General features: G+C 31.1%; 28 protein-coding genes. 1 reads left to right on the forward strand and 27 read right to left on the reverse strand.

Features of this window, described 5'->3' with window-relative positions:
* Positions 1 to 15: 15 nt before the first annotated feature.
* The 11 genes from atpE to HF295_RS05085 form a co-directional block, all read right to left on the reverse strand.
* On the reverse strand, positions 16 to 270 hold the full coding sequence (gene atpE / locus HF295_RS05035; RefSeq protein WP_312031087.1) for an ATP synthase F0 subunit C: 255 nt from the start codon (positions 268 to 270) through the stop codon (positions 16 to 18).
* Positions 271 to 328: 58 nt separating this feature from the next.
* Positions 329 to 1024: a F0F1 ATP synthase subunit A gene (locus HF295_RS05040; protein WP_312031088.1), complete on the reverse strand. Its 696-nt coding sequence runs from the start codon at positions 1022 to 1024 to the stop codon at positions 329 to 331.
* Entirely contained in the window at positions 1017 to 1400 is a 384-nt protein-coding gene (locus HF295_RS05045) for an ATP synthase subunit I (protein ID WP_312031089.1), read from the reverse strand. The genes HF295_RS05040 and HF295_RS05045 overlap by 8 nt, the downstream gene beginning before the upstream one ends.
* Positions 1390 to 1626: an AtpZ/AtpI family protein gene (locus tag HF295_RS05050; protein ID WP_312031090.1), complete on the reverse strand. Its 237-nt coding sequence runs from the start codon at positions 1624 to 1626 to the stop codon at positions 1390 to 1392. The genes HF295_RS05045 and HF295_RS05050 overlap by 11 nt, the downstream gene beginning before the upstream one ends.
* Positions 1626 to 2252, reverse strand: coding sequence for a uracil phosphoribosyltransferase (gene upp, locus HF295_RS05055; RefSeq protein ID WP_312031091.1), 627 nt, complete (start codon positions 2250 to 2252; stop codon positions 1626 to 1628). Before upp ends, HF295_RS05050 begins: the two co-directional genes overlap by 1 nt.
* 183 nt (positions 2253 to 2435) lie before the next feature.
* On the reverse strand, positions 2436 to 3122 hold the full coding sequence (locus tag HF295_RS05060; protein ID WP_312031092.1) for an HAD family hydrolase: 687 nt from the start codon (positions 3120 to 3122) through the stop codon (positions 2436 to 2438).
* Positions 3115 to 3765 carry a ribonuclease HII gene (gene rnhB, locus HF295_RS05065; protein ID WP_312031093.1) on the reverse strand — a complete coding sequence of 217 codons (651 nt, stop codon included), beginning with the start codon at positions 3763 to 3765 and terminating at the stop codon, positions 3115 to 3117. The genes HF295_RS05060 and rnhB overlap by 8 nt, the downstream gene beginning before the upstream one ends.
* A complete protein-coding gene (gene ylqF / locus HF295_RS05070) occupies positions 3749 to 4600 on the reverse strand; it encodes a ribosome biogenesis GTPase YlqF (RefSeq protein WP_312031094.1) in 852 nt (283 codons plus the stop codon). Before ylqF ends, rnhB begins: the two co-directional genes overlap by 17 nt.
* Positions 4601 to 4619: 19 nt before the next feature.
* Positions 4620 to 5321, reverse strand: coding sequence for a signal peptidase I (gene lepB, locus HF295_RS05075; RefSeq protein WP_312031095.1), 702 nt, complete (start codon positions 5319 to 5321; stop codon positions 4620 to 4622).
* A 41-nt stretch (positions 5322 to 5362) separates the two neighbouring features.
* The gene (locus tag HF295_RS05080; RefSeq protein ID WP_312031096.1) at positions 5363 to 7507 is read right to left on the reverse strand and encodes a DNA translocase FtsK; all 2145 of its coding nucleotides are present in this window, start codon (positions 7505 to 7507) and stop codon (positions 5363 to 5365) included.
* Position 7508: 1 nt separating this feature from the next.
* Positions 7509 to 8258 carry a hypothetical protein gene (locus tag HF295_RS05085; RefSeq protein ID WP_312031097.1) on the reverse strand — a complete coding sequence of 250 codons (750 nt, stop codon included), beginning with the start codon at positions 8256 to 8258 and terminating at the stop codon, positions 7509 to 7511.
* Between the two features lie 127 nt (positions 8259 to 8385).
* Between HF295_RS05085 and HF295_RS05090 the strand changes: the two genes are divergently transcribed.
* The gene (locus HF295_RS05090; protein WP_312031098.1) at positions 8386 to 9222 is read left to right on the forward strand and encodes an HAD family hydrolase; all 837 of its coding nucleotides are present in this window, start codon (positions 8386 to 8388) and stop codon (positions 9220 to 9222) included.
* A gap of 17 nt (positions 9223 to 9239) precedes the next feature.
* On the opposite strand, the gene ffh is transcribed toward HF295_RS05090, so the two are convergent.
* The 16 genes from ffh to HF295_RS05170 form a co-directional block, all read right to left on the reverse strand.
* The gene (gene ffh / locus HF295_RS05095) at positions 9240 to 10640 is read right to left on the reverse strand and encodes a signal recognition particle protein (RefSeq protein ID WP_312031099.1); all 1401 of its coding nucleotides are present in this window, start codon (positions 10638 to 10640) and stop codon (positions 9240 to 9242) included.
* A 3-nt stretch (positions 10641 to 10643) separates the two neighbouring features.
* Entirely contained in the window at positions 10644 to 10970 is a 327-nt protein-coding gene (gene ylxM / locus HF295_RS05100; protein WP_312031100.1) for a YlxM family DNA-binding protein, read from the reverse strand.
* Between the two features lie 8 nt (positions 10971 to 10978).
* Entirely contained in the window at positions 10979 to 11950 is a 972-nt protein-coding gene (ftsY, locus tag HF295_RS05105) for a signal recognition particle-docking protein FtsY (protein ID WP_312031101.1), read from the reverse strand.
* 203 nt (positions 11951 to 12153) lie between these two features.
* Positions 12154 to 14229: a type I DNA topoisomerase gene (gene topA, locus HF295_RS05110; protein WP_312031102.1), complete on the reverse strand. Its 2076-nt coding sequence runs from the start codon at positions 14227 to 14229 to the stop codon at positions 12154 to 12156.
* Between the two features lie 118 nt (positions 14230 to 14347).
* A complete protein-coding gene (prmC, locus tag HF295_RS05115; protein WP_312031103.1) occupies positions 14348 to 15217 on the reverse strand; it encodes a peptide chain release factor N(5)-glutamine methyltransferase in 870 nt (289 codons plus the stop codon).
* Positions 15217 to 16281 carry a peptide chain release factor 1 gene (prfA, locus tag HF295_RS05120; protein ID WP_312031104.1) on the reverse strand — a complete coding sequence of 355 codons (1065 nt, stop codon included), beginning with the start codon at positions 16279 to 16281 and terminating at the stop codon, positions 15217 to 15219. Before prfA ends, prmC begins: the two co-directional genes overlap by 1 nt.
* A 1-nt stretch (position 16282) precedes the next feature.
* Positions 16283 to 17614, reverse strand: coding sequence for a replicative DNA helicase (dnaB, locus tag HF295_RS05125; RefSeq protein WP_312031105.1), 1332 nt, complete (start codon positions 17612 to 17614; stop codon positions 16283 to 16285).
* Between the two features lie 9 nt (positions 17615 to 17623).
* The gene (rplI, locus tag HF295_RS05130) at positions 17624 to 20071 is read right to left on the reverse strand and encodes a 50S ribosomal protein L9 (RefSeq protein ID WP_312031106.1); all 2448 of its coding nucleotides are present in this window, start codon (positions 20069 to 20071) and stop codon (positions 17624 to 17626) included.
* Between the two features lie 156 nt (positions 20072 to 20227).
* The gene (rpsR, locus tag HF295_RS05135) at positions 20228 to 20467 is read right to left on the reverse strand and encodes a 30S ribosomal protein S18 (RefSeq protein ID WP_312031107.1); all 240 of its coding nucleotides are present in this window, start codon (positions 20465 to 20467) and stop codon (positions 20228 to 20230) included.
* Between the two features lie 15 nt (positions 20468 to 20482).
* Entirely contained in the window at positions 20483 to 20902 is a 420-nt protein-coding gene (locus HF295_RS05140; RefSeq protein WP_312031108.1) for a single-stranded DNA-binding protein, read from the reverse strand.
* Between the two features lie 12 nt (positions 20903 to 20914).
* Positions 20915 to 21205 carry a 30S ribosomal protein S6 gene (rpsF, locus tag HF295_RS05145; RefSeq protein WP_312031109.1) on the reverse strand — a complete coding sequence of 97 codons (291 nt, stop codon included), beginning with the start codon at positions 21203 to 21205 and terminating at the stop codon, positions 20915 to 20917.
* Positions 21206 to 21354: 149 nt separating this feature from the next.
* A complete protein-coding gene (locus HF295_RS05150) occupies positions 21355 to 21993 on the reverse strand; it encodes a hypothetical protein (RefSeq protein WP_312031110.1) in 639 nt (212 codons plus the stop codon).
* Positions 21994 to 22106: 113 nt separating this feature from the next.
* Positions 22107 to 22994: a DUF1295 domain-containing protein gene (locus HF295_RS05155; protein ID WP_312031111.1), complete on the reverse strand. Its 888-nt coding sequence runs from the start codon at positions 22992 to 22994 to the stop codon at positions 22107 to 22109.
* Positions 22995 to 23005: 11 nt separating this feature from the next.
* Positions 23006 to 23497, reverse strand: coding sequence for a CinA family protein (locus tag HF295_RS05160; protein WP_312031112.1), 492 nt, complete (start codon positions 23495 to 23497; stop codon positions 23006 to 23008).
* 8 nt (positions 23498 to 23505) lie between these two features.
* Complete coding sequence (gene ychF / locus HF295_RS05165) at positions 23506 to 24603, reverse strand: redox-regulated ATPase YchF (protein WP_312031113.1); 1098 nt, start codon at positions 24601 to 24603, stop codon at positions 23506 to 23508.
* A complete protein-coding gene (locus tag HF295_RS05170) occupies positions 24603 to 25391 on the reverse strand; it encodes a TatD family hydrolase (protein WP_312031114.1) in 789 nt (262 codons plus the stop codon). Before HF295_RS05170 ends, ychF begins: the two co-directional genes overlap by 1 nt.
* Between the last annotated feature and the right edge of the window lie 5 nt (positions 25392 to 25396).

A 25396-nucleotide genomic window follows, 5' to 3' on the forward strand; every position in this document is an offset into this window, starting at 1 on the left:
AAGATTTTTTTTCTATTATTTTCCAATAAGAATAAGTGCAACAAGTAATCCATAAAGACCTGTGGTTTCAGCAACTGCTTGAGTTACTAAGGTTGTTACTAAGATTTTACCTTGTGCATCTGGTTGGCGACCAACAGCTTCAGCGGCTTTACCAGCTGCATACCCTTGACCAATACCAGTACCAAGACCAGCGATAACTGCGAATCCAGCACCTAACCAAGCTAAACCTGAATCTGTAATTGCTGCGAAGTTTAAAATTGTTTCAAACATTGTTTTTCCTCCTAAATGTTTATTATAATATTATTTATTTTTTTTATATAAACTGATTCTATGAATCAGTTGCTAATGAAATATTGATGGTTGATAACATTAAAAATACAAAAGCTTGAATCAAACCAAAGAAAATATCAAATACGACATGCAAGAATACACCTGCAAATATCCCGAATAAACCTTGTAAGATACCTAATGAAAAAGTTAATATTGAATAAACCATTGTTGCAATAACAACCCCACTCAATAAGTTAACGAATAAACGTAAACCCATCGTAAATGGTGTTGATACTTCACCAATCAAGTTGATCGGCAACATAATCGGTGACATAAAAACAACAGGCCCCATTAAATTTTTCGCCTTAGTTTTTAGGGATATATATTTAAATTCTGCAATCTTAATGACTATAAAAGTAATAACTGTAAAAGCTAAAGCCACAGCTAAATTTGATAAAGGTGGTGTTAAACCTACCAAAGAAATAGTGTTGGCTGTTGCTAAAAAGATTGTGATGGTGAATAAATAAGGACCAAAGAATTTAAATTTATCTTTTTCCATGTATTCAGACACAAAGTTATTGAAGGTATCAACCAACATAATACATCCAAATAAAAAGCCCTTAGGCGTTTTTTTAGGATCTAGTTTCTTAATCTTCATACCAATAACAATTAATAAAACTGATAACAAGACAAATACTATAATGGTTGATCTTGCGGCTGAAGATAGGGGTTCAAATAAAGTAAAATCATTCATCTTCTTCAACACCTCTTCGACTGAAAATAATAGACGTTGGTATAGCAACAATCACAAAAGATAATAAACCAACAAAAGTTAAATACTCATTAAATTCTTCACTAGAATATGAGATATAAAGTATCAATCCCATAAAAGCATACCTAACAAGGAATAAGATAACTTGTCTTCCCTTGATTTTATCTGGTTCATTTTGAAAAGTCGATTTCATAAATCGATAATTCATGGATTGAACCATCATCGATGCCCCAAAACCTAATATGAAACTCAGTACGTCATCAAAATTCTTTGTAATCATATAAAGAACAAGCGAAAACAATATAGCATATGGCCAAGCCAATAAAAATGTTTTTTCAATGATGTCTTTATTTTTCATTGTTCTCTCCTTCTTTTTCAAACTTTAAAGCTCTTTTAATAAAATTTCTTAAACCAGCAAATATACCTAATATAACCAATACATAGGTTAATATTGCCTTTTGATCAAATAATATACCATCCAACCATTTGCCTAAGAAATACCCAGCAATCATGGCCACAAAAGTTTCTATGAAAAACTGAGTAATCATATTAAAAATAAGAAAAGCAGTTTTATGTGATTTCATTATTTTGTGCCAAACAACCTATCCCCACAGTCACCTAAACCAGGAACAATATAGCCTACCTCATTTAATTTTTCATCAATACTTACGATATAAATATCCACATCGGGATGAGCTTCTTGTAAAGCCTTGATACCTTCAGGACATCCTACAATCCCTACAAAACGGATATCTTTAGCCCCATAAGCTTTCACTTCATCAATGGCAGCTATGGCTGAGTTTCCTGTCGCTAACATAGGATCGACGATTAAAACAGTGGCTTGTTTAGTTTCAATAGGGAACTTAGCATAATATTTATTAGGTTTTAAAGTCTCTTCATCCCTATACAAACCTATATGACCAACCTTAGCAGTAGGTATTACATTTTGTATACCATCTACCATACCAAGTCCGGCTCTTAATATAGGAATAATAACCACGTCTTTAACCAAGACTTTTGCTTTAGTCTTAGTGATTGGTGTTTCAATATCAATCTCTTTAACTTCAAAATCTCTAGTGACTTCATAAGTGACCAAAGAACCAATTTCATTAACATTTTCTCTAAAGGTTTTCGTATTGGTCGATTTATCTCTAATAATACTTAACTTGTGTTGAATCAACGGATGATCAAATACCACTACTTTACTCATCTAATTGTTCCTTCCTTTATTAAAATATGATTGTTTTTCAAAGAACCTTAAACATAACAATTATAGCAAAAAGTCTTTGTTTTGACAATCTTTATTAAATATAAATTAACACTAGTTTTTCTTCAACAATTTTATTCGTTTTCTATATGAATAGAAACTAAAAATCTACAACTTAAAAAGCAATCAATTTATGCGTGTTTTTCGATAATCATTATTTTTTTCTCTAATGACGTCTAAAATTTCACTAGGTTCTTTGACAATATATGAAGCCCTCGCTTGAACCAATTCCATTTCATCTCGAAAACCCCATAAGACACCAACACTTTGAACACCTGCGTTCAAAGCAGTTTCCATATCCGTTTTTGTATCACCAACATATAAAACTTCTGTTTTCTTAAGTCTTAATGTCTTAATCATTTTTCTTAACAAAGCAGGATTGGGTTTGGCTTCTATCCCATGATGTTTACCATAGACTATAGAAAACAAATCTTCTTTAAAATACTTTGGCATTAAATCAATCACTTGTTCATGTGGTTTATTAGACAAAACACAAACTTTTATATCTTGAATTATTAATTCTTTCAACAAATCATTAATACCTTCATAAACCTTGGTTGTTTTAGATGATTCATCTTTATATATTTCGTAATAATCTCGTAAAAGATCGTCCAATAAATACTTAGGTATATTTAAAGCTTCCATCACTTTAATCATTAAATGTTTGACGCCCTTACCTACATAAATTTTATAATCTTTCAAAGGCAAAGCTGGGTACGATCTTTTTTCTAAAAGTTTATTACAAGTATTTGCTATATCTTGAATGGTATCTAATAAAGTACCATCTAAATCAAAAATCACGGCTTTAATCATTATCTTCCTCCAAATCTAGTTGTAATTGTTTTAAGTACAAGTCTCTCACTGGTTTATAGGACTTACGATGTATGGGACAAGGTTTTAATTTTCTTAATTGTTGCAGATGATATTTTGTAGGATAACCCTTATGTTTAGAGAATCCATATCCTGGATAAATAACATCATATTCTTCCATTAACTGATCTCTTTTTACCTTGGCTAAAATGGATGCTGCTCCAATACTAACTGATAAAGCATCTCCCTTAATAATGCTGGTTTCAGGTATACCCATATCTAAACTCATAGCGTCTATTAATAAGTAATCAGGTTTTACTTTTAAGGCATTAACAGCTCTTATCATCGCTAGTTTTGATGCTTGATAAATATTCAAATCATCAATTTCAGATTCATCACAGTAGCCATAGGCATAGGCTATGGCTTTTTCTTCAATCAGTTGACGCATACTTAATCTTTTTTTCTCACTTAGTTTTTTCGAATCATTAATACCTTCAATCTCTTGATCCAAATCTAAGATACAAGCACAAGCCAAGACACCAGCCGCTAAAGGACCACGACCAACTTCATCAACCCCAGCAATCAACTTATATCCTTCTTTGATTAAAGCATGTTCATACTTATATAAATCATTGTGGTTTTTCAAAACTCATCGCTCCTAAGGCACCATTTCTTAAATCATATAAAAACAAATTAAAAACTCTATCATAGTCAATTTCATTACCAGCCATAATTGCGCCTCTTTTGCGTCCTATCATGTCAATGATATCTATGGTTGTCATCTCATCTTTCACCATAAAACCATAACGTTTTTCTAAAGCTTTTGGATAATGCTTTCTTAAGTATTCTATACCATAGATAACAACCTCATCCAAAGGAAGTATCTCATCTTTGATGGTTCCCATCAAAGCTAAACGAAAAGCTTGGTCTTGGCTTTGAAATCTAGGCCATAAAACCCCAGGATTATCAAAGAGTAATAAATCGTGTTCTGCCTTAATAAAAGTTTGTGTTTTAGTCACGCCAGGCATATTACCTGTTTTAACCTTATTTTTTCCCGCCATATTATTTATAAACTGTGATTTACCAACATTAGGTACACCAATAACCATGGCTTTAAAATTTCTCTTTGCTTTACCTTTATTGATATCATCTTGATGTAGATGACTTAATACTTTCATTGTTTTTTCGTAAACTTTTTGAGTGATATTATCATTCAATGAGTTACATAAAACATAGGGTATTTGTTCTTGATCATAATATTTCATCCAAGCTTTTGTTAATGAAGGATCTGCTAAGTCGGTTTTATTAATAATCAATATCTTATCTTTTTTATGGGTAATTTCGTCCATCATCGGATTTCTTGATGACTCTGGTATTCTTGCATCAACAAGTTCATAAACAACATCAATAATCTTTAATTTTTCTTCTATAAGGCGTTTAGCCTTGGCCATATGACCAGGATACCATTGTATTTGTTTCATCAAATCACTCTTTCTAGTACTAATTTAAATCTAAAATCACTTCACCTATTAATAGTTCTTTTGAAATCAAGCCAATATCTCGAGAATCACGAGAATTAAAACGGTTATCCCCTAAAACAAAATAGTAACCTTCTTCAATAATCCCATCATATGTAAAGGCATAAGTTGTAGATTCTATGAAGACATCATTAACCCAAACTTCATTATTTTCAATAACCAATAAATCTCCAGGAAGGGCAAGAACTCTTTTTATATACAATTTATCATATTCAAAAACAATTACATCGAGTCTTTCAATATCGGTATGATAAGAAATTAAAACAACATCATCTGTTTCATAAGTAGGTTCCATACTGGCACCATCAACCACAGCCAAGGTAAATAACCATCCATTAAGAGTCATCATGATTAAAAAGAATATTGGTATGATAGAAAAAAAATCAAAAAAGTTATAAGATTTAATAAATTTTTCTTTGTCTACGTCTTTTTTTCTATTGTAAATGTAGGAACCAATTAAACCTAAATATGATATTAGATATAAAAAAACAATCGCCAATAAAATCATTGAAATTAATTGATAAGACCCATAAGCAGAAACACTATCTACTGACCGGTTAAATCTAAACAAAAACAAAGGATTGCTTTGAAAATGAATAAATAGAACAATGATTAAAATATTGATGAAGAAAAAACTGATGAGTCTTCTTTTTGTTTTTTTCATCAGTTTTTCATATTCATTTAAATGTAAATCTGTATTTTCCACTAATTCATTCCTTCGAAAATTTGACTCAATTGGTCATAATCAACCAAGACTTCTCTTGGTTTTGTACCAGCATTGGCTGAAACAATCCCAAACTTTTCTAAAGTATTTACAATATTATTAGCCCTATTAAAGCCAATACCAAATTCTTGTGTGATTTTATTTAAAGAACATTTTCCTTCATCTACAACATAATTAGCCACATCTTTAAACAATTCATCTATTTCTTCTATATCTGTTTGAGTCTTCATTTCCATAGATAATTTTTGATGAGTAAAAATATAATCCGGTTCCATTTGTTGTTTAATAAAATCTGTGATTTTCTCTATTTCTTCAGGCGATAAATAAGCACCTTGTATACGTCTTACCAAACCATTTTCAGATAAAAGCATATCACCTTTACCCAATAACTTTTCAGCACCTGTTTTATCTAAAACGACTGATGAATCCGTCGATGAAGGCACCCTAAAAGCAAATCTTGTTGAGATATTAGCTTTAATCGTACCCTTTAATATATCAGCTGAAGGTCTTTGAGTCGCTAATATGATATGAATACCCACGGCCCTTGATTTTTGGGTTAATTTTAAAATGCTTTCTTCAATTTCGTTGCCCCCACTTAAAAGCAGATCTGAAGCTTCTTCAACAATCACAACAATCCTTGGCATTTTTTCAAAATTCGGATCATTAAATCTTCTTTGATAATAATCAGAAACATTAATAGCCTTAAATTTCTTTAAAACATCATAACGTCTCTCCATTTCACCAACCATCCATTTTAATGATTCAATAGCGATTTTTGTATCATCAATGATTGGGGTGATTAAATGAGGTAAATCTGAAAATTGTTGTAAATCAACCTTTTTAGGGTCAATCAATAATAATTTTAATTCATCTGGTTTATTCCTAGCAATGAGTGAAACAATTGTCGCAGCAATTGAAACTGATTTACCAGATTGAGTTGAACCAGCAACCAAACCATGTGGCATAGATTCTATTGAGGTATAAACCGGTAATGCATCAATATCCAAACCTACTGCCAACAATAAAGGATCTTTAGATTGGGTAAATTTAGGATGATCAATAACATCGCCAAAGAAAACAGGTTTTCTTGTTTTGTTTGGAACTTCTATACCAATGGTGTTTTTACCAGGGATAGGCGCTTCAATTCTTAAAGAAACAGCTGATAAATTCATTTGTAAATTATCAGAAATGCCTGTAATCTTTTTCGTTGGAACACCAGAACCTAAGGACACTTCATAGCGAGTAACTGTTGGTCCCATGGTGTGATTGGTTACTTTCCCATCCACGCCAAAAGCAAACATGGTTTCGTTAATCACTTCAGTGTTTTCTTTGACCCATGCAGGTTCTTCTTTTTCAGTTTCTTTGGTCTTTTTAAATAATGTTAATGGTGGTAATTGATAATCAGCCATATCATTCTTAGGTAGATCAGGAACTTGTTCGGGTTGATATTCTTCATAATCAATATCTTCATCAAATTGAATATCTTCAACATCCATGGTCTTATTTTCAGCTTTTTCAAACAAGATATCATCTAAAGATTCTTCTTCATCTTCTTCAAATTGCAAAGGCATTGGATCTTTCTTTTCTTCTTGATTCATCATTAGATCTTTTAAAACATCATCTTCTTCAACTTCATTAGCACTTAAATCTTCTTGATGTTTTTTCTCTGATTCAAAAAACTCATCCACAGGTACTGAATGAATGTTTTTATGATCATTAATAATTTCTTCAGTATTGATCATATCTTCTTCTTGAACTTTCTTGTTTAAAGTTACATCATCATAAGATAAACCTTCTTCAGTATAAACTTTAGGTAAGGTTTTTTTATTAACAGAAATAAACTCATAATAAGAATGTCCAAATCTTTTTTTGGCCTCTTCTTTTGTTAAGCGTTTATTGGTTCTGAAAGCATCATATTTCTTATCTATATCTCCAGTACCTTTTCGGTCACTTGAAACAGAAATCACGTTCTTACCACTTGTTCCTGCAGGGGTTATAAAATCTTGTCTTAATCTTTTTTTATCTTCTACAGAAGTTATTTGTGGTATATAAAAAGGTCTATTATCTTTAGATCTCGTTGTTTTTGGAACAATTCTTTCATTGTTGAATTTCTTTTTAAAAAACATATCAAGACTCCTTTTCGATGATTTCATCAAATTTTTCTTCTAAATCATCATCGTTAATCACTTCAGAAAAACTTTTCGAATATATTTTATTGGTTTCTTCACCAACGACTGCGATGATATATTTACATACTTCCTTGGTTAAAACTTCAGTGGTAGGTTTTATAGCTAATCTTCTAAACCAATAAATCGGATTTGCGTAATTTAAAACTGTACGACTTGCGTTATAAAATTTAGAAATTTTTAATTTTCTACTTAGCTTCATGACTTTAGAATTATCTACAGCTTTTTTCATATGTAGCATATTTACAATCGAAGAAATCCTATAACTCTTAAAATGCCTTAATATTTTTCCATTCACCATTTCTTCTAAACGATTGGTAATATAACGATTAAGATCAATTAACTCTTCAATGGTAATTTCATAGATTGGATATCTAGATTGAGGAAAATAATGACTAGCTATTTCTTCTAATAGTTCAAAACTTAAATCAAACGCAACTTTGAAATAAGCATTATCTGTAAGTCGAACGGTCTCTATCAGTTGATTTTGTTTCATTTCTATAAGTTCATAAACTTCATGATCCTCTAAAGGTAACTGATTTAACATTCTTTTTCGATATCGTTTTTTCGAGTTCAATGTTGAAAACAATAAAAAAAACAAAAAGAATAAAATAATTCCAGTTAAAACACCCAATAAAAAATTAAGGATGGTTGACAATTCAAATTGTAAAAACAATAATAATAGGTCCAATCTTATCCACCTCGTTACTATCTAAATTATATCTTAAAAGACATATTTATTCAATCCATATAAACATTTGCATAATTAAAATGCTTGTGAGATAATATTGTCACAAGTAATAAAGGAGACAAGAATTATGTCAGAAAAAAAATATTTGTTTGTCCTAGATTTAGATGGAACAGTCTTGTATGATTTCGATTCTATTTCTCAAACTTTATGTCAATATATTCGCGAAATTCAAAACCAAGGACACAAAGTTATGATCGCAACAGGTAGACCCTATCGTTCTTCAAAATTTATCTATGAAGCTTTTGCCTTAGATACACCTATAGTCAACTACAATGGGTCTTTAATCCATCATCCTTTAGACCCTAAGTTTAAACCTATTTCTTTATTGATTGAGAAAGAAATCATCTTCGATATTTTTGATAAAAATCAGTCATTAATCAGAAATGCTTTTTCTGAACTTAACGATGATATCTATTTATATAAAAAAGAAAAAGCCATTGAACCCTTGTTGCATGCTGACCATGCAACCAAGATAACCATAGGTCCTTTCCAAGATACAATCAAGGAAAATATTAATGGTATGATTATCATCGGTCACCAAGGTACAGGTCAAAAAATCAAAGATTATATTGATTTAAACTACCAAGGTCAAGTCTTATCAAGGATATGGAATTTATCAGGTGAATATGATTCTATCTTAGAAGTCTTCACACCCGAAGTTAATAAGGGTTCTGCCATTAAATACGTGGGAGAATACCTTAAAATACCAAGAGAAAACATCGTGGCTATCGGCGATGGCCATAATGATATCGAAATGATTTCCTATGCTGGAATAGGCGTAGCTATGAAAGATTCTCATCCTGAATTATTAGCGGTAGCTGATATAATCCTTGATTATAACTCAAGAGAAGATGGGGTATTTAGATTTTTAAATGATTTTTTAGAAAGCGAAAAGGATAGCTGAGCTATCCTTTTAACATATTAAAATCTAAATCCACCTTTTCTCTTCATTTTATCTCGTCTTTCACTGCGAGACTCTTTTGGTTGGAAATTACCTTGAGCCATATTTTGTAAAGAATCAGGATTCATACCTTGCATACGTCTCATCAAGGTCTGTTGTTTTTCTAACATATCAACCAATTTATTTATTTCTGAATATGAACGGCCAGAACCTCTAGCAATACGATTTCTTCTTGAAGAAGAACGATTGATAAGTTCTGGTTTTTTTCTTTCCTCTTCAGTCATTGAACCAACAATAGCTTCAATATATTCTAATTGTTTATCATCAACTTTATCCATATTGCCAAGACTTTTCATACCTGGCATCATTTTTAAAATTCCAGAAAATTTACCCATTCTTTTGATCATTTTCATTTGTTTTAAAAGATCATTATAGTTAAATTTACCTGTCATCATTTTTTCCATCATTGATAAAGCTTCTTCTTCATCAATTTCTTGAGTAGCTTTTTCTACAAGAGACAAAATATCTCCCATACCTAAAATTCTAGAAGCCATTCTTTCTGGATGGAAGACTTCGATATCTTCTAACTTTTCTCCAGTACCAGAAAACTTAATAGGTACACCTGTCATTTTTCTAATCGATAAAGCAGCACCACCACGTGTATCTCCATCTAATTTAGTTAAAATACACCCCGTTAAATTTAAAGCTTTATTAAAGGTTTCTGCAACATTAACTGCATCTTGCCCTGTCATGGCATCTACTGTTAATAATACTTCATCAGGTTTACTTAATTTTTCAATTTTTTGGATTTCGTCCATCATTGAATCATCAATATGTAAACGCCCTGCAGTATCAATAATCACTAAATCATAGGCTTGTTCTTTAGCATATTTTAAACCATTTTTAACAATAGTTTCTGGATCAATCAATCCTTCTTGGTAGACTTCTATACCTAATTGTTGACCCACAGTTTGTAACTGTTCAATGGCAGCTGGACGATAAACATCGGCTGCAATCAACATTGGTTTTTTATTATGTTTGTTTTTTATAAAGTTTGCTAATTTACCAGCTGTTGTGGTTTTACCAGCACCTTGTAAACCAACCATTAACATAACCGTCATATCATTGGTTTTTAAGTTAATTTCACTGGTTTCTTCACCCATAAGTTTTGTTAATTCATCATTTACAATTTTAACGACTTGCTCTCCAGGTTTTAATCCTTTAAGGATTTTTTCACCATAAGCTAAGACTTTAACATCTTCAGTAAATTCTTTAACAACCTTATAGTTGACATCGGCTTCTAATAAAGAGAGTCTAACCTCTCTCATCATTTCATCAATATCATTTTCTGTTAATTTTGCTTTTCCAGTTAGTCTTCTAAGCGCCATCTGAAAGCGGCCAGTTAAATCTTCAAATGCCATACATTACACCTTCTCTAATTTTGATATTTTTTCTTTAAGACCATCACTCAAAGACGAATCATTCAATAATTCATCCAATAATGTCTCTCTTTTCTCTTGTTTCTTTAAGAGTTTAAGTTTATTTTCATAATCTTCTAAATATGAAGAAATTTTCTTAATTTGTAAATGAACTGCATTACGACTTACATGCATAATTTCAGCAATTTCAGACAAAGAATAATCTTCTCTAAAATAGTATTTAAAATAATCTTGTTGCTTATGGGTTAATAAGGGTTGATATAGATCAAATAAACTATTAAGCCTTACATAATCTTCTATTAAATAACTCATCATCTCACCTATTCAAAAAAATCTGAGAATAAACCATAGATATAATCTTCAATATCGAAGTATTCTAAATCTGTAATTTTTTCTCCCATACCTACAAAAGAAATAGGGATGTTTAATTTATTACGAATGGCTAATACAATACCACCTTTAGCTGTTCCATCTAATTTAGTTAAAACAACGCCACTGATATTAGTAACTTCTGAGAAAATTTTTGCTTGTGATAAACCATTTTGACCTGTAGTTGCATCAATCACTAAATAAGTTTCGTAAACATTATTACCAGTTTCTCTTTCAATAATACGATTGATTTTACCAAGTTCATTCATTAAATTCTTTTTATTTTGTAAACGACCAGCAGTGTCTATTAATAAAACATCCACTTTAGATTCTTTAGCTTCTTTAATCGCATCAAAAATCACTGAAGCAGGATCTGATCCAGCTTCTTTAGCGATCACAGGACAACCCACTCTTTCACCAAAAACCTTTAATTGATTAATGGCTCCAGCTCTAAAGGTATCGCCTGCAGCCAACATCACAGATTTTCCTTCTGACTTAATTTTATGAGCAAGTTTTCCAATGGTTGTGGTTTTCCCTGTACCATTAACTCCCACAAATAAAATCACTGTTAAATCATCTTTATTATATCGGATGTTGGTATTAATAACCTGACCCTTTAAATATAATTCAAACATCTTATCAACAATTAAATTCTCTAAGTCGATCGGTTGAGTAATTTCTTGTTTTTTTGCTTCTTCTCTTAATTCTTCAATGAATTCAACGACCGTATCAACGCCAACATCAGCCATAATAAAAATCTCTTCTAAACGACCATATAGGTCATCATCAATGGTTTTTGAATTCTTAAGTAAATCTTTTAAAGATGATAAGGAATTATTCCTAGTTTTCATCATCCCGATTTTATATTTTTCAGCTTTTTGTCTTTTCTCTTTAGAAGAAAAAAGTTTCTTAAAAAGGCCCATAAAGATACCTCGCTATCTATGTCAATGAATCTTTTAATAGTATATCATAAAATAAGATTTGAATAAACTATTAAGAAAAAAAATCCATCTTATTAGAAGACGGATTTTTTAGGAAGGGTAAGTGCTCTCACACTTTAAGGGAAATTTAAACTACATCATGTAGTTTATATAAAGTTTACCATATCATTTTGATGTTTTTGTGATTATTGGCAATTTTTTCCATCAACACAAAAAACATTACCTTCTTTATCTTTTACAACAACATTATCACATTGGTCACAGTTTTCTTTAACCACTTCATAAGGGCTAATATATTTACATTTAGGGAATCTTGAACAACCTAAAAATTGATTGCCCTTGTTTTTTCCTGATTTAGCAGTTCTTAAAACAAGGGTTCCTTCTTTACATTCAGGACATTCAACCCCAGTATCAAAAGCTTTTTCTTTAGTTTTTTCATTGGGTTTTATATATTTACATGTAGGAAAATTTGAACAAGCTTCAAATTTTCCATATCTACCCATCCTATAAACCATAGGAGAGCCGCATTTCGGACACATTTCTCCTGTTTCTTCAGCTTCTACTTTTTCCATATGTTGTCTAGCGTGATCGACCAAAGGCATAAAATAGTCATAAAATTCTCTTAATACTTTTAATTGTTTCTCATCACCTTCAGCAATATCATCTAATATTTCTTCCATATTTTTAGAATAATCCGCTGAAATAAACTCTTTAAAGAATTTCTCTAATTTTTCAATAGTCAGAGTCCCTTGTTCAGTTGGGAAAAATTTCTTTTCTTTGAACTCAACATATCTTCTTTTTATAATCGTAGAAATGGTTTGTGCATAAGTTGAAGGTCTACCAATTCCTAATTCTTCCATTTCTTTAATCAATCTAGATTCAGAATATCTAGCTGGAGGGCTAGTGAATAATTGTTTATCATAAACTTCATCAGCTTTTAATTGATCGCCTTCTTTAAACTGAGATAAATCTAAAGCAGGTTGATTTTGTCTTTGATCAATATGTTCTAAGGCCTTTAAATATCCATCAAACAATTGTTTTGAACTTGTTGTTTTAAAAACTAAGCCATTATTTTCTAATAATAAGGTTGTGACTTCATTTTTTGAAGCCTTCATTAATGAAGCTAAGGTTTTATAATAAATTAAGCTATATAGTTTATATAATTGAGACCCGTTCTTTTGTTTACTTAAGGCTGATTTAATAGACTCAGGTGTTCGATAGATATCTGTAGGTCTAATCGCTTCATGGGCATCTTGAACATTTTGTTTTTTATGATCAGTTCGGTAGTATCCCAAATATTCTTTACCATAGTTTTCTTGAATATATTGCCGAGTTTTACTAACGAAACTTTCTGACAATCTGGTTGAGTCAGTTCTCGTATAAGTAATTAAACCAACAGTTTCATTACCGATATCAATACCTTCATATAAATTAGATGCTAAAGACATAGTTTTTGATGAAGAATACCCATAACGACTAGAGGCTTGTTGCTGCAATAAAGATGTGGTTAAAGCTTTGTTTGGATTATTTTTGATTTGTCTTTTTGAAAGTTCACTTACTGTAAACAATTCATCTAAACGATCCAACAAGTCCTTGGATTCCTTAGCAGATGAAATTTTAGGTTTTTCACCATCTATTTGATGAAGTCCAGCTTCAATATCTTTAAATTTTGCATAAATTTCATAATATTCTTCAGGAACAAAAGCCAATATTTCTTTTTCTCTATCAACAATCAGTTTTAAAGCTGCCGATTGTACACGTCCTGCTGATTTAGATTTAATCTTACTTTGTAATAATTTTGATAATTTAAAACCAATAATTCGGTCTAAAATTCTTCTTGTTTCTTGAGAAGATACTAAATGCTCATCAATATCTCTTGTATGCTGAAAAGCATTTAAAATGGCTTCTTTAGTAATTTCATTAAATTCAACACGGTATACTTTTTGATTTTTTATTTTTAAAGTTTCTTTAAGATGCCAAGAAATAGCTTCCCCTTCTCTATCAGGGTCAGTTGCTAAGTAAAGTTCTTCAGCGTCTTTTAAAGCCTTATTTAATTCAGATACTGTTTTATTCTTTCCAGAGATAATTTCATAGGTTGGTTGAAAATCCTTATCAACATCAACACCTAATCCTCCCTTACCTTTTGTGGCTAAATCACGTATATGTCCTACAGATGATTTCACTTCATAGTCTTTACCTAAATATTGTGAAATTGTCTTTGATTTTGTAGGTGATTCAACAATGACTAATTTTTTTGACATATATTCTACCTCACTTCACTATATAATATAAAGACTTTTTTTGAAATGTCAAATGCTTTCTCTTGAAAAATATTCAGAAAAAAAAGAAAATTTCTTTCTAATTAAAATAATATTTTAATTAAATTTGATTTTCTTTCTTTTTTAAATTAATTAAAACAAAGGTCATCCTATCCAGTCCTTGCATATCTTTTAGAGTAAAAACTTCAGCTTGTGGATAAGTTTCTTTTACCAGTTTATTAATCTCTTCAGCCTTATCATAAGCATGTTCAAAAGCCATCATGGCTTTATCTTTTAATATCGTTTTTGAGTCATTGATGATTTGTTTATAGAATTTTAAACCATCTTCCCCACCAAACAAAGCTAAATGGGGTTCATTATCTAATATTAAAGGGTCTACTTGCTCAATGGTAGGAATATAAGGCGGATTAGATACTAAAATATCAAATTTTTGATTCTTTACAGGATCAATCATATCTCCTTGATAAAAATCAATATCAGCATTTAATAAATCAGCATTTTCTTTAGCTAATGCTAGAGCTTCATGAGATATATCCGTTGCGGAAACTTTAAAATGAGCTTCTTCTTTTGCTAAAGAGATAGCTAAACACCCAGATCCAGTCCCAATATCAACCAAGGATACTTGTCTATTAGAGAAATACTCATCGTATAACATTAAGACATTCGCAACCAATTCTTCTGTTTCAAATCTAGGTATTAAAGCCTGATCAGTGACTTTAAATTTATAACCATAAAAATAGACATAGCCAATAATTTGTTGAACAGGTTTATTATGGTCTAAATATAAACTTAAAGCCTTATAAAATTCATCTTGGCTTTCTTGGGGCATAGGTTCATCATATTTTAAATATAAATCCGTGGGTTCTAACTTAGAAAAATGCAACATGAGTAACTCAGTTGCACTGGTTTCTTTATTGACTTTTCTAGTTTGTTTTTTTGCATCTTGTAAAACTTGTTTATAAGTAGCCATTATTGTTTTTCTAACTTTCTTTTTTGTTCTTCAGAAATTAAAGCTTCAATCACTGCTTCTAATCTTCCATCAATAATACGGTCTAATTGTTGGATGGTTAGGTTAATGCGGTGATCAGTCACCCTGTTTTGTGGATAGTTATAAGTTCTAATTTTCTCTGAACGATCTCCAGTACCAATCTTAGACTTTCTTTCTCCAGCTTCTTTTTCTTGAGCTTCTTGAAGCATTTTATCATAAAGTCTTGATCTTAAGATTTTTAAGGCAGAAGCCTTATTTTCATGTTGAGACTTCCCATCTTGACATTGAGCTACTGTATCTGTTGGTATATGGGTAACCCTAACCGCTGACTTGGTGGTGTTGACTGATTGACCCCCTGGTCCAGAAGAACAATAAGTATCAACCCTAATGTCTTGCATATCTATTTCAAAATCAATTTCTTCAGCTTCTGGTAAGACAACAACAGTCGCTGTTGATGTATGAACTCTTCCAGAGGATTCAGTTTGAGGTACTCTTTGCACCCTATGAACCCCTGATTCATATTTCATATGAGAATATACACTATCTCCTGAAACCATAAATTCAATTTGTGAATATCCACCAGCTTCTTTAGGTTCAGCTGATAAAACTTCTATCTTCCATTCCATGTGTTCAGCGTATTTACTATACATTCTGAATAGGTCTCCAGCGAAAATATTAGCTTCATCTCCACCAGCTGCCCCTCTAATCTCAACGATAACATTTTTTTCATCATTAGGATCTTTAGGAATTAATAATAATTCTAACTCTTCTTCAAGTATTGGAATTCTATTGTTAATTTCTTCCAATTCCATCTCAGCCATTTCTTTAATTTCAGGATCAGTCTCTTTAGACATTTCCTTTAATCCATCCAATTGGCTTAATAATTGTTTATATTCACGGTATTTAACCACTGTTTTTTCTAATTTAGAATATTCTTTGGCTAATTCTGTAACTTTTTTAATATCCGTGGCTACTTCAGGATTTGACATCTGCTTGCCAATCTCTGTATATCTTTCTTCTATTTGTTCTAATCTATCTGCTAACATATTACCCCTTCAGTCCGCTATTAAATTCTCCAGAGAATTTAGAAGTGTTTTTGTTAAATAACAACTCAAAATCCCCAGGTTGTCCATGCCTGTTTTTAGCCACCACAAATTGTGTGATGTTTTGTCTTGATTCATCTTGTTTATCTTCTTCTTTAACATATAAGAAAATAATAATATCCGCATCTTGTTCAATAGATCCAGATTCTCTTAAATCTGACATTCTTGGTGTTTTATCTGGTCTTTGTTCAAGATTACGAGATAATTGCGAAAGCGCCACAACAGGCACTTTTAACTCTCTTGCCATTTCTTTTAATACCCGAGAAATTTCAGATACTTCCTGTACTCTATTTCCCTTATTATGTTGTGAACCACTTAATAACTGTAAGTAGTCAACAATCACTAAATCTAATTTATTATCTTGTTTTAATTTACGACATTTACTTCTTAAATCCAATACTTGTACAGTACCAGAATCATCAAAATAGATATTTGAGCCTTTAAGATTATGAACACCTGTTTGTAATCTTTCCCACTCGTATTGTTTTAAATCACCTTTTCTTAAAGATGTATTATCTACAGATGAAACTGAAGATAACAATCTCATCACCAATTGTTCTACACCCATTTCCAATGAGAAAAAGGCAATATGAGGTGCCTTAGGCAACATCCCAATATTCAATGCTAAATTTAAAGCAAAGGCTGTTTTCCCAATCCCTGGTCTAGCAGCTACAATTAATAAATCTGAAGGCTGTAAACCTAAGGTGTATCGGTTGAATTGGTAATAACCCGTATCTAGACCACTAATTTCATTAGCATGTTGGGCTTGTTCAGCAATTTTAGCTAGAGTTTTCTCAGCAGCTTCTGCTATATTAACAAAATCAGTTGATCTTCTATCTTTAGTAATATTAAATATTTCTTTTTCTACTTGATCGATAAAATGAGGCGTATCTTCAACAGAACGGGAGGCTTCAATTAAAGATGTAAAACTTTCTTGAAGTTTACGTAAGACTGACTTATCTTTAACAATATTGATGTACTCCATCAAATTGGCAGTTGAAGGCACTACTGAAGAAAGGTAGACAATGTATTCTCTTCCACCTGCTTTTTCTAAAGTATTAATATTTTCAAGGAAATTGCTGACGGTAATGGCATCAATAGAATTACCATTTTTAAATAACTTTAAAATGGCTTCATATATCTCTTGATGTGAAGGATTATAAAAATCTTCTACAGTCAACTTATCCGCTATGGTTTTTATTTCGCTCTCACTGAAAAAGATGGAACCTAATACTGATTCTTCTGCTTCTTGAGAATATGGTGTCTTAATCTCCATAAATACCCTCTATTCTTTTTCTAATACTTGAACATCTATCGTTGCAACAACATCTTTATGTAACTTAACTTCAATATCAAAATTACCTAAAGAGTTAATTTTATCATCTAAAGCAATTTTACGTTTATCCACAATAATATTATGTTGTTTTTTTAGTTCATCAGCGATTTGTTTGGTATTGACTGAACCAAATAATTTACCAGTATCACCTATTTTTACATAAAGACTAATAGGACTCTTTTCGATTAATTCTTTAAGTTCTAAAGCTTCTTTATGAGCCTTGTCTTCTTTTTCTTTTTTTTCAGTTAAATCTCTCTCTAGAGCTTCCATATTGGCAGTATTGGCTTTGATTGCGTGTTTTGATGTTAACAAGTAATTGCCATAACCTGTAGCGACTTCAATCACATCACCTTTTTTACCTCTACCTTTAACATCTTTAATCAAAATGACTTTCATGGTCGTTTCCTCCTTATATGTACTTTCTATTAATTTTTCAATTTTATCTATAACTTCATCCGTATTTGAATTCTTAATTTGGGCAGCGGCATTATTTAAATGGCCTCCACCACCAAATTTTTCCATCATCACAGACACATTAAAGTTGCTGACAGACCTAGCAGAAATTCCGATGGTTGAACCATCCAATTTACCCACAGCAAAAGCAGCGATGATGTTATCGATTTCTAATAATTCATCTGCTGTTTTAGCAAGTTGGACTCGATCAGTTGTCTCTACTTCATCCAAAGAAGTAATGGCAAATCTATCATCAATAATTCTAGCTTTATTAACCAAATTTGATTTAGTTCTAATATCATCTAGTGATTCTCTTAAGATTAACCTAGCTTGTGATGGATCTGCGCCTAAATTTCTTAATTTAGCAGCTGCTTCAAATGTTCTAGCGCCAGTTCTATGAGAAAAATTATTGGTGTCAATCATCATTCCCGCCAACATAATGGTTGCTTCAAATTTATGAATTTCAATTTCATCTTCAAAAAAATCTACCAATTCAGTGACAAGTTCAACCGAAGATGAAGCATAAGGTTCAACATAGTTCATTAATAAATCCGGAATAGCTTCATGTATTCTTCGATGATGATCTATAACAATAATATTCTTTGTCTTATCTATCATCTCAGGTGCATTGGATTGAACTGGTGAATGATGGTCAACAATAATAAGTAAGGTATTTTGGTTAACCTTATTTAAAGCTTCTTGAGGTTCAATCACATATTCTAACAACTTAATATATTCATGTTCTAACATATTAAATACTTTTTGTGTTGTTTGATCAATATCATCAAAATCAATAATGATTTTAATTGCCTTACCCTTGGCTATACCCATTTCCAATAAACCTATAGCCGCTCCTAAAGCGTCAATATCAGTTGTTTTATGTGGCATAATATATACATTCTCAGCTTCAGCAATATAATCGCTCAATGCATTTGAATTTACTTTTGCAGTAATTTTAGAAGATTTTTCAACAGTATTAGAACGACCACCAAAAAACTTAATAGGTTGATTTTTAAAGTTAACAACCACTTGATCGCCACCGCGATCTATGGCTAACTTTAATGCTTCCTCAGCGTATTCACCAAGTCTTGATGCATCTTCATCAAAAGAGGCTATACCCATAGATAAGGAAACTCGAATATCCTTTTCTTCTGCTTTAGCAGTAATTTGATCTAAGATAGGGAAACCTTCTTCGATAAACTCATCAATTTTCTTACGATTAGTAATTATAATGGCCCTATCTACTCTTAAAGAAATAAAATAAATATGATTTTCTTCACACCAATGATTTAAAATCCCAAGTAAAGATCCTTCTATAGAAGATTTGGTTTGGTAATCCATATTGGTTGTGGCTTCTACATAGTTATCTAAAGATAAAATTCCAACAGCATTTTGATTCTCAAAATATTTCTTTTTTATTTCTTCTCTTTCAGTTACTTCAAAGAAATAAACTGTCTTATTTTTAGGATAATGAACAGCATCAAATAATTTATCGTACAACTCCACCATAAATTTTCCAACACGTTTTTCAACATTATCACATAAGTCTTTATTTAATAAACATAAAGGTCTTTCAACCAAAACATTAGAAAAATATTCTTTAGCAGCGTTATTGGCATAAGAAATATTGAAATCATCATCATAAATAATGATACCAACCGGTAAATAGTTTAAAGCAATGTCTTCATTATTTAACTTTCTCTTATTAATAGCGTTGGTTTCTCTAATCTTTGTTTCAAGTTGTTCAATACGCAATCTTCTTTGTCTTGATATGTATTCAAATAATAAAATACCAATAAAAATAATGAAAATAACAATATTGAAAAAAGTATAAATATACAAATTATATAAGGGGTGAATAAAGTGAAAAACAAAAGATAATATCACCAATAAAACATAATTGAATGTCAGGAATATATGAAACTTATTAAAGAACTTTTTCATAATTTTCTCCTACTTTCTTAATGATAGACTATTATAACATAGAATAAGTCATATTAAAATATGGGTCATTCTATCTAATCTATCATATTATACCATGAAGATTTAAAAATTTATCTATTTTCAAAAGAAAAAGGCTCACATTGAGCCTTAAAAAATCTATTCTTTTACGTAAGGTAATAAAGCCATGAAACGTGCTCTTTTAATAGCTCTTGCCAAATGTTTTTGGTAATAAGCGTTGGTTCCAGTAACACGTCTAGGAAGAATTTTACCTCTATCTGAAATAAATCTTCTTAGTAATTCATGATCTTTGAAATCTATGTAAGCTATTTTGTTTTCAGTGAAATAGCATCTTTTACGACTTCTACGTCTATTTGATTTGAATCCTGGTCTTGCCATAATAATCCTCCTTTTTTAAAATGGTAGGTCATCTTCAATATCATTGAAGTTGCCTGTATCAATTTTTTCTTCTTGTTTGTAGTTTTGACTTGGATTATTATCTTCTCTTTGTGATTTGCTATCAAGGAAAGTCACAGAGTCACATACGACATCTGTAGTATATCTTTTCGCATTGATTTTTTCATCCATGTACTCGCCAGTCTGAAGTTTTCCTTCAACTGCAACTAAAGAACCCTTTGAAACATAACGGGCAATATTTTCAGCTTGTTTTCTCCAAGCTGTACAGTTGATGAAATCAACATCTTTATCTCCATTATTATTAGAATAAGGACGATTCACTGCAAGAGAAAAACTACAAACAGGAATGTTGTTATTGGTATGTCTTAATTCTGGGTCTCTCGTTAAACGACCGATTAATACAACTTTATTAAACATTCTAATTTCTCCTTACATTTCGTCTCTTGCGATAACAATGTGACGAATAACATCTTCTTTGATTTTAATAACACGGTCAACTTCGTTCACTGCTTCGCTAGATGCTTGAACATCTAAGATAACATAGTAACCTTTTTTAAAGTCATTAATTTCATAAGCAAGATCTCTCATGCCCCATTCAGTCACTTTAGGCTCTTGAGAATCGAATTTAGTAAAGATGTTATTTACTTCAGTAATTAACGCTTTTCTAGCTTCTTCTTCAAGATTAGGACGAATGATGTACATAATTTCGTATCTTTTCATAGTATACCTCCTTTTGGTCTTTGGCTGCATTAGCAGCAAGGTTTTGCCGCCTAAGCAGCAAGGTTAAATCACTTTTAGAATTATATCATAAAGCCTTATTTTTGTCCAATAAAAAAAGCGAGAAACTCGCTTTTAATTATTAATAATTATTATTCTTTCTCACTTTGATTAAAAATGCTAACAATGTCATCATAATGAGTCATTCTATTAGAAGGTACTAACAATAATAAAGAACCATTGATATGATCTTCTTCGACTTTTCCTTCTAATTGTGCTTGAATCACTTGACTCACTTCAAGAACTTCTCTTAAATATTCTTCAGAAGGAAATTCAATAATCACTGCAGTTTTGCTATCGATACTATCATCTTCTAAAGTTTCAAAATCGCCATAAACGTATACATTATAGTCCATTCCATCAATGACTTTTAAATCTACATCTTCTTCAAGTGTGAATGGTGTAAGATTTGTGAATGCTTTATCTTCGATATCGTATTCAGCTAAGATTAAAGCTCTTAACTCTAAAGACATTCTATCTACTGGAATAAACATTGAAGTTGTTGAAACTTTATCAACTGTAGGTTCAGCATTTTCTGTACTTTGAGCTTGAATTAAACGTTTATCCAAATCAAAGTTAACAGCAATTGAGTTTTTGTACGTATATTGATGATATCCCGCTTCTAAAAAATCTTCATCAACATTATTAATTTCTGATCCTGAACATGCTGTAACAGCCAATATAGCAAAAGCCATTACAAATGCTAAAAATACTTTCTTTAAATTTTTCATTGTCCACCGTCCTAAATTCAATAGATTATATCTATCTTGTCCTTAAAATTATAACTTATAACCTAAATCTTGTCAACATCTATATTTATATCTAAAATAAGAAAGAAAAGGATTTATTTTTGCTTGATCTTTCGATAAGGAATCAACATTGAAACTTGCTTCTTGTAATCATTAAATCCTGGCCTATTTTCTAGTTTCTTTTCCATCATAGGTATAGAAATAAATAAGAATAAAGCTATCATGGCTAGGGGATATAAAATATTCATATCAAGGGTCTTACTAATGCCCAAATACATTAAATAAACACCCACCCAAATTGATAATTCTCCAAGGTAATTTGGATGTCTTGAATACAACCATATGCCTCGATCAATAATTTGTGATTTGCTATCTCTGTTTTGTCTAAATTCATACATTTGCTTGTCAGCTAAAAATTGAATGGATGTCGCAAATAACATTAGAACAAAACCTAATATGATCCAAATATTAATAGATCCACCCTTAATTATTACTTCATATGCATTGATTAATTGAATGTATACGACCAAGGTAGGTATCAAATGGATAGCGCCAAAATTAGACAATAAATAATATTTTGTAGTTTTTTCTTTTATGAGGTCATAACGCCAATCTTGTTCCTTAAAACCAGTCCAGTTTTTCCACCAATTATAAGTCAATCTAATGGCCCACAACATAATACCAACGATTAATAAAACAGTGGTTAAATCAATCATAACTGCTTGGTAATAAACCCACCACAAAATAATTACCGGAGGTATGACTGACCAATAAGGATCATACATAGATGAGTTCTTAGTTATTAAACTGAAAGCGAAAATAACAATGGTCATCATAAGGTTTGCTACAAAGCTTAATAACAATACATTATCAATTACTGATTCAAAAGCATAGAAAGAAATAATACCAACAATAAAAGAAATTAAGTAAGCGAGAATGAAAACATAACCTGTTTGTTTTTTAGTTAACTTTAAGAAATCCATAGATACCCCTCTTATTTTTTCAAATATTCGATTAACTTATTAAAAGTAAAAATTAATGTTTGATAGCGTATCTCTTGTCTATCCCCATTAAAATGATGTTTCTCATTGATAATTTGTCCTTGATAATCTATACCAATATAAACTGTACCAATATCCAAACCATGATAAGTTCTTGGACCAGCAATCCCTGAAACCGCCACCAAAATGTCCGCTTCAGATTGTTTTCTTAAACCCAAAAGCATTTCTTCAATGACTTGTTTGGAGTAAACTGTATATTGGTCAATGGTTGTTTTTTTACATTTCAATACATTTATTTTTGCTTGATCAGAATAGACAACAAAACTTTCTTTAAAGACTTTTGATGCATCTTCTATTCGAGTCAATTCACTGGCAAATAAACCCCCAGTCATTGACTCGGCAAAAGAAATTTTTAAATTCTTTTTAATTAATAATTGTACAAGTTGATAAGATAAATCAGAGATTTGTTGACTAGTGTCTTTCATACTTATACCTAAACACTAAACCTAAAGTTAAATATATCGCCATCTTTGGCTTCGTAATTTTTCCCTTCAAGTCTATATTTACCCATTTCTTTGGCTTTCGCTTCACTTCCTGCCATCATTAAATCATCAAAATGAATGGTTTCAGCTCTAATAAAACCTTTTTCAAAATCACTATGAATAATACCAGCACACTCAGGAGCTTTCATTCCGTCTTTAAAGGTCCATGCCCTAACTTCTTTTTCCCCTGCGGTAAAGAAAGTCCTTAATCCTAAAGTTTGATATGATACTTTTATCAACTGATCTAAACCAGATACTTCCATACCCATCTCAGCCATGAATTCAAGCCTATCTTCTTCATCTAACGTTTGAAGTTCTTGTTCAATTTTAGCACTAATAATAACTGTTTGAGCTTGGTCATTTACAGCCAATTCTTTTACTTGTTTAACATACTCATTTTCCATCTCAATTTCATCTTCAGCAACATTACATACATAAATCATAGGTTTAGCTGTTAAAAATGAAAAGTTTTTTATGATGGCTATGTCGTCCTTATCTAGTGGATAAGAACGAATAGGTCTTTCTTCTTTCAAGTGGGCTAAAAGATTGGTTAACAAATCAAATTCATGAACGATCAACTTATCCGCTTTTAAAGAAGCTTGTTTTTTTAGTTTAGGTAATCTTTTTTCTATAACTTCCATATCAGCAAAAATCAACTCAATAAGAATGGTTTCTATATCCCTTAAAGGATCTATAGAGCCATCTACATGGGTCACTTCATCATCATCAAAACAACGAATGACTTGGACTATAGCATCTGTTGTACGAATATGAGAGAGAAACTGATTTCCTAAACCTTCACCCTTTGATGCTCCCCTTACAAGCCCAGCAATATCCCTAAATTCAAATCCAGTATAGATTGTTTTTTTAGGATGATACATAGCTTCTAGTGCTTTAATTCTGTGATCAGGAACTTCAACGACACCAACATTAGGTTCTATGGTCGCAAAAGGATAATTTGCGGCCAAAACATTGGCCTTGGTGATGGCATTGAATAAGGTTGATTTACCAACGTTTGGTAAACCAACAATACCTGCGGTTAAACCCATTATTTAGCCTCTTTCTTTAATTCTTCTAAGTTAAATAATTTGACTGTATTTTCATAAGTTTTTTCAGCCAATTCTTTAAAAGATATGTTTTTTATTTTAGCAATTTCCTTAGCAATAAATTCCACATTTCTTGGTTGGTTTTGTTTACCCCTATAAGGTACTGGAGCCAAGTAAGGTGAATCTGTTTCTACCAATAGCCTATCCATTGGAACAGAAGCCGCAACTTCTTTAGGTGTATTAGCATTTTTAAAGGTGACTGGTCCAGCCAAAGAAATATACATATTTAAATCAATAAATTGTTGCATAGATTCTTTTGATCCTGAATAACAATGCATAACACCTGGAAGATCTTTATCTTTATATGTTTTAATTATTTGATAAGTATCTTCAGTAGCATCTCTCATATGAACTGATATAGGCATTTTATGTTTATTGGCTATTTGAATTTGTTTTATAAATAAAGCTTTTTGTTTATCCATTAAATTTTTATCCCAATGATAATCTAAACCAATTTCACCGATACCTTTTACTTTAGGATGAGATAACTTTTTTTCAATCCATTCTAAATCACTATCTTTTACGTACGATGCTTCGCTTGGGTGGATACCAATAAGTGCGTAAATTGAATCATACATATTAGCAAGTTCAATAGCTAATTTTGATGAATCAATATCATAACCAACCACAACAAAGGCACTTACACCAACTGCGTTTGCCTTATCAATTAAGCTTTCTATTTTTGTAAATAATTGTTCATCATTTAAGTGAACGTGAGAATCAATTAACATAGGTC

Origin of the sequence: Hujiaoplasma nucleasis (assembly GCF_013745115.1) — a bacterium.
GTDB lineage: Bacteria > Bacillota_I > Bacilli_A > Izemoplasmatales > Hujiaoplasmataceae > Hujiaoplasma > Hujiaoplasma nucleasis.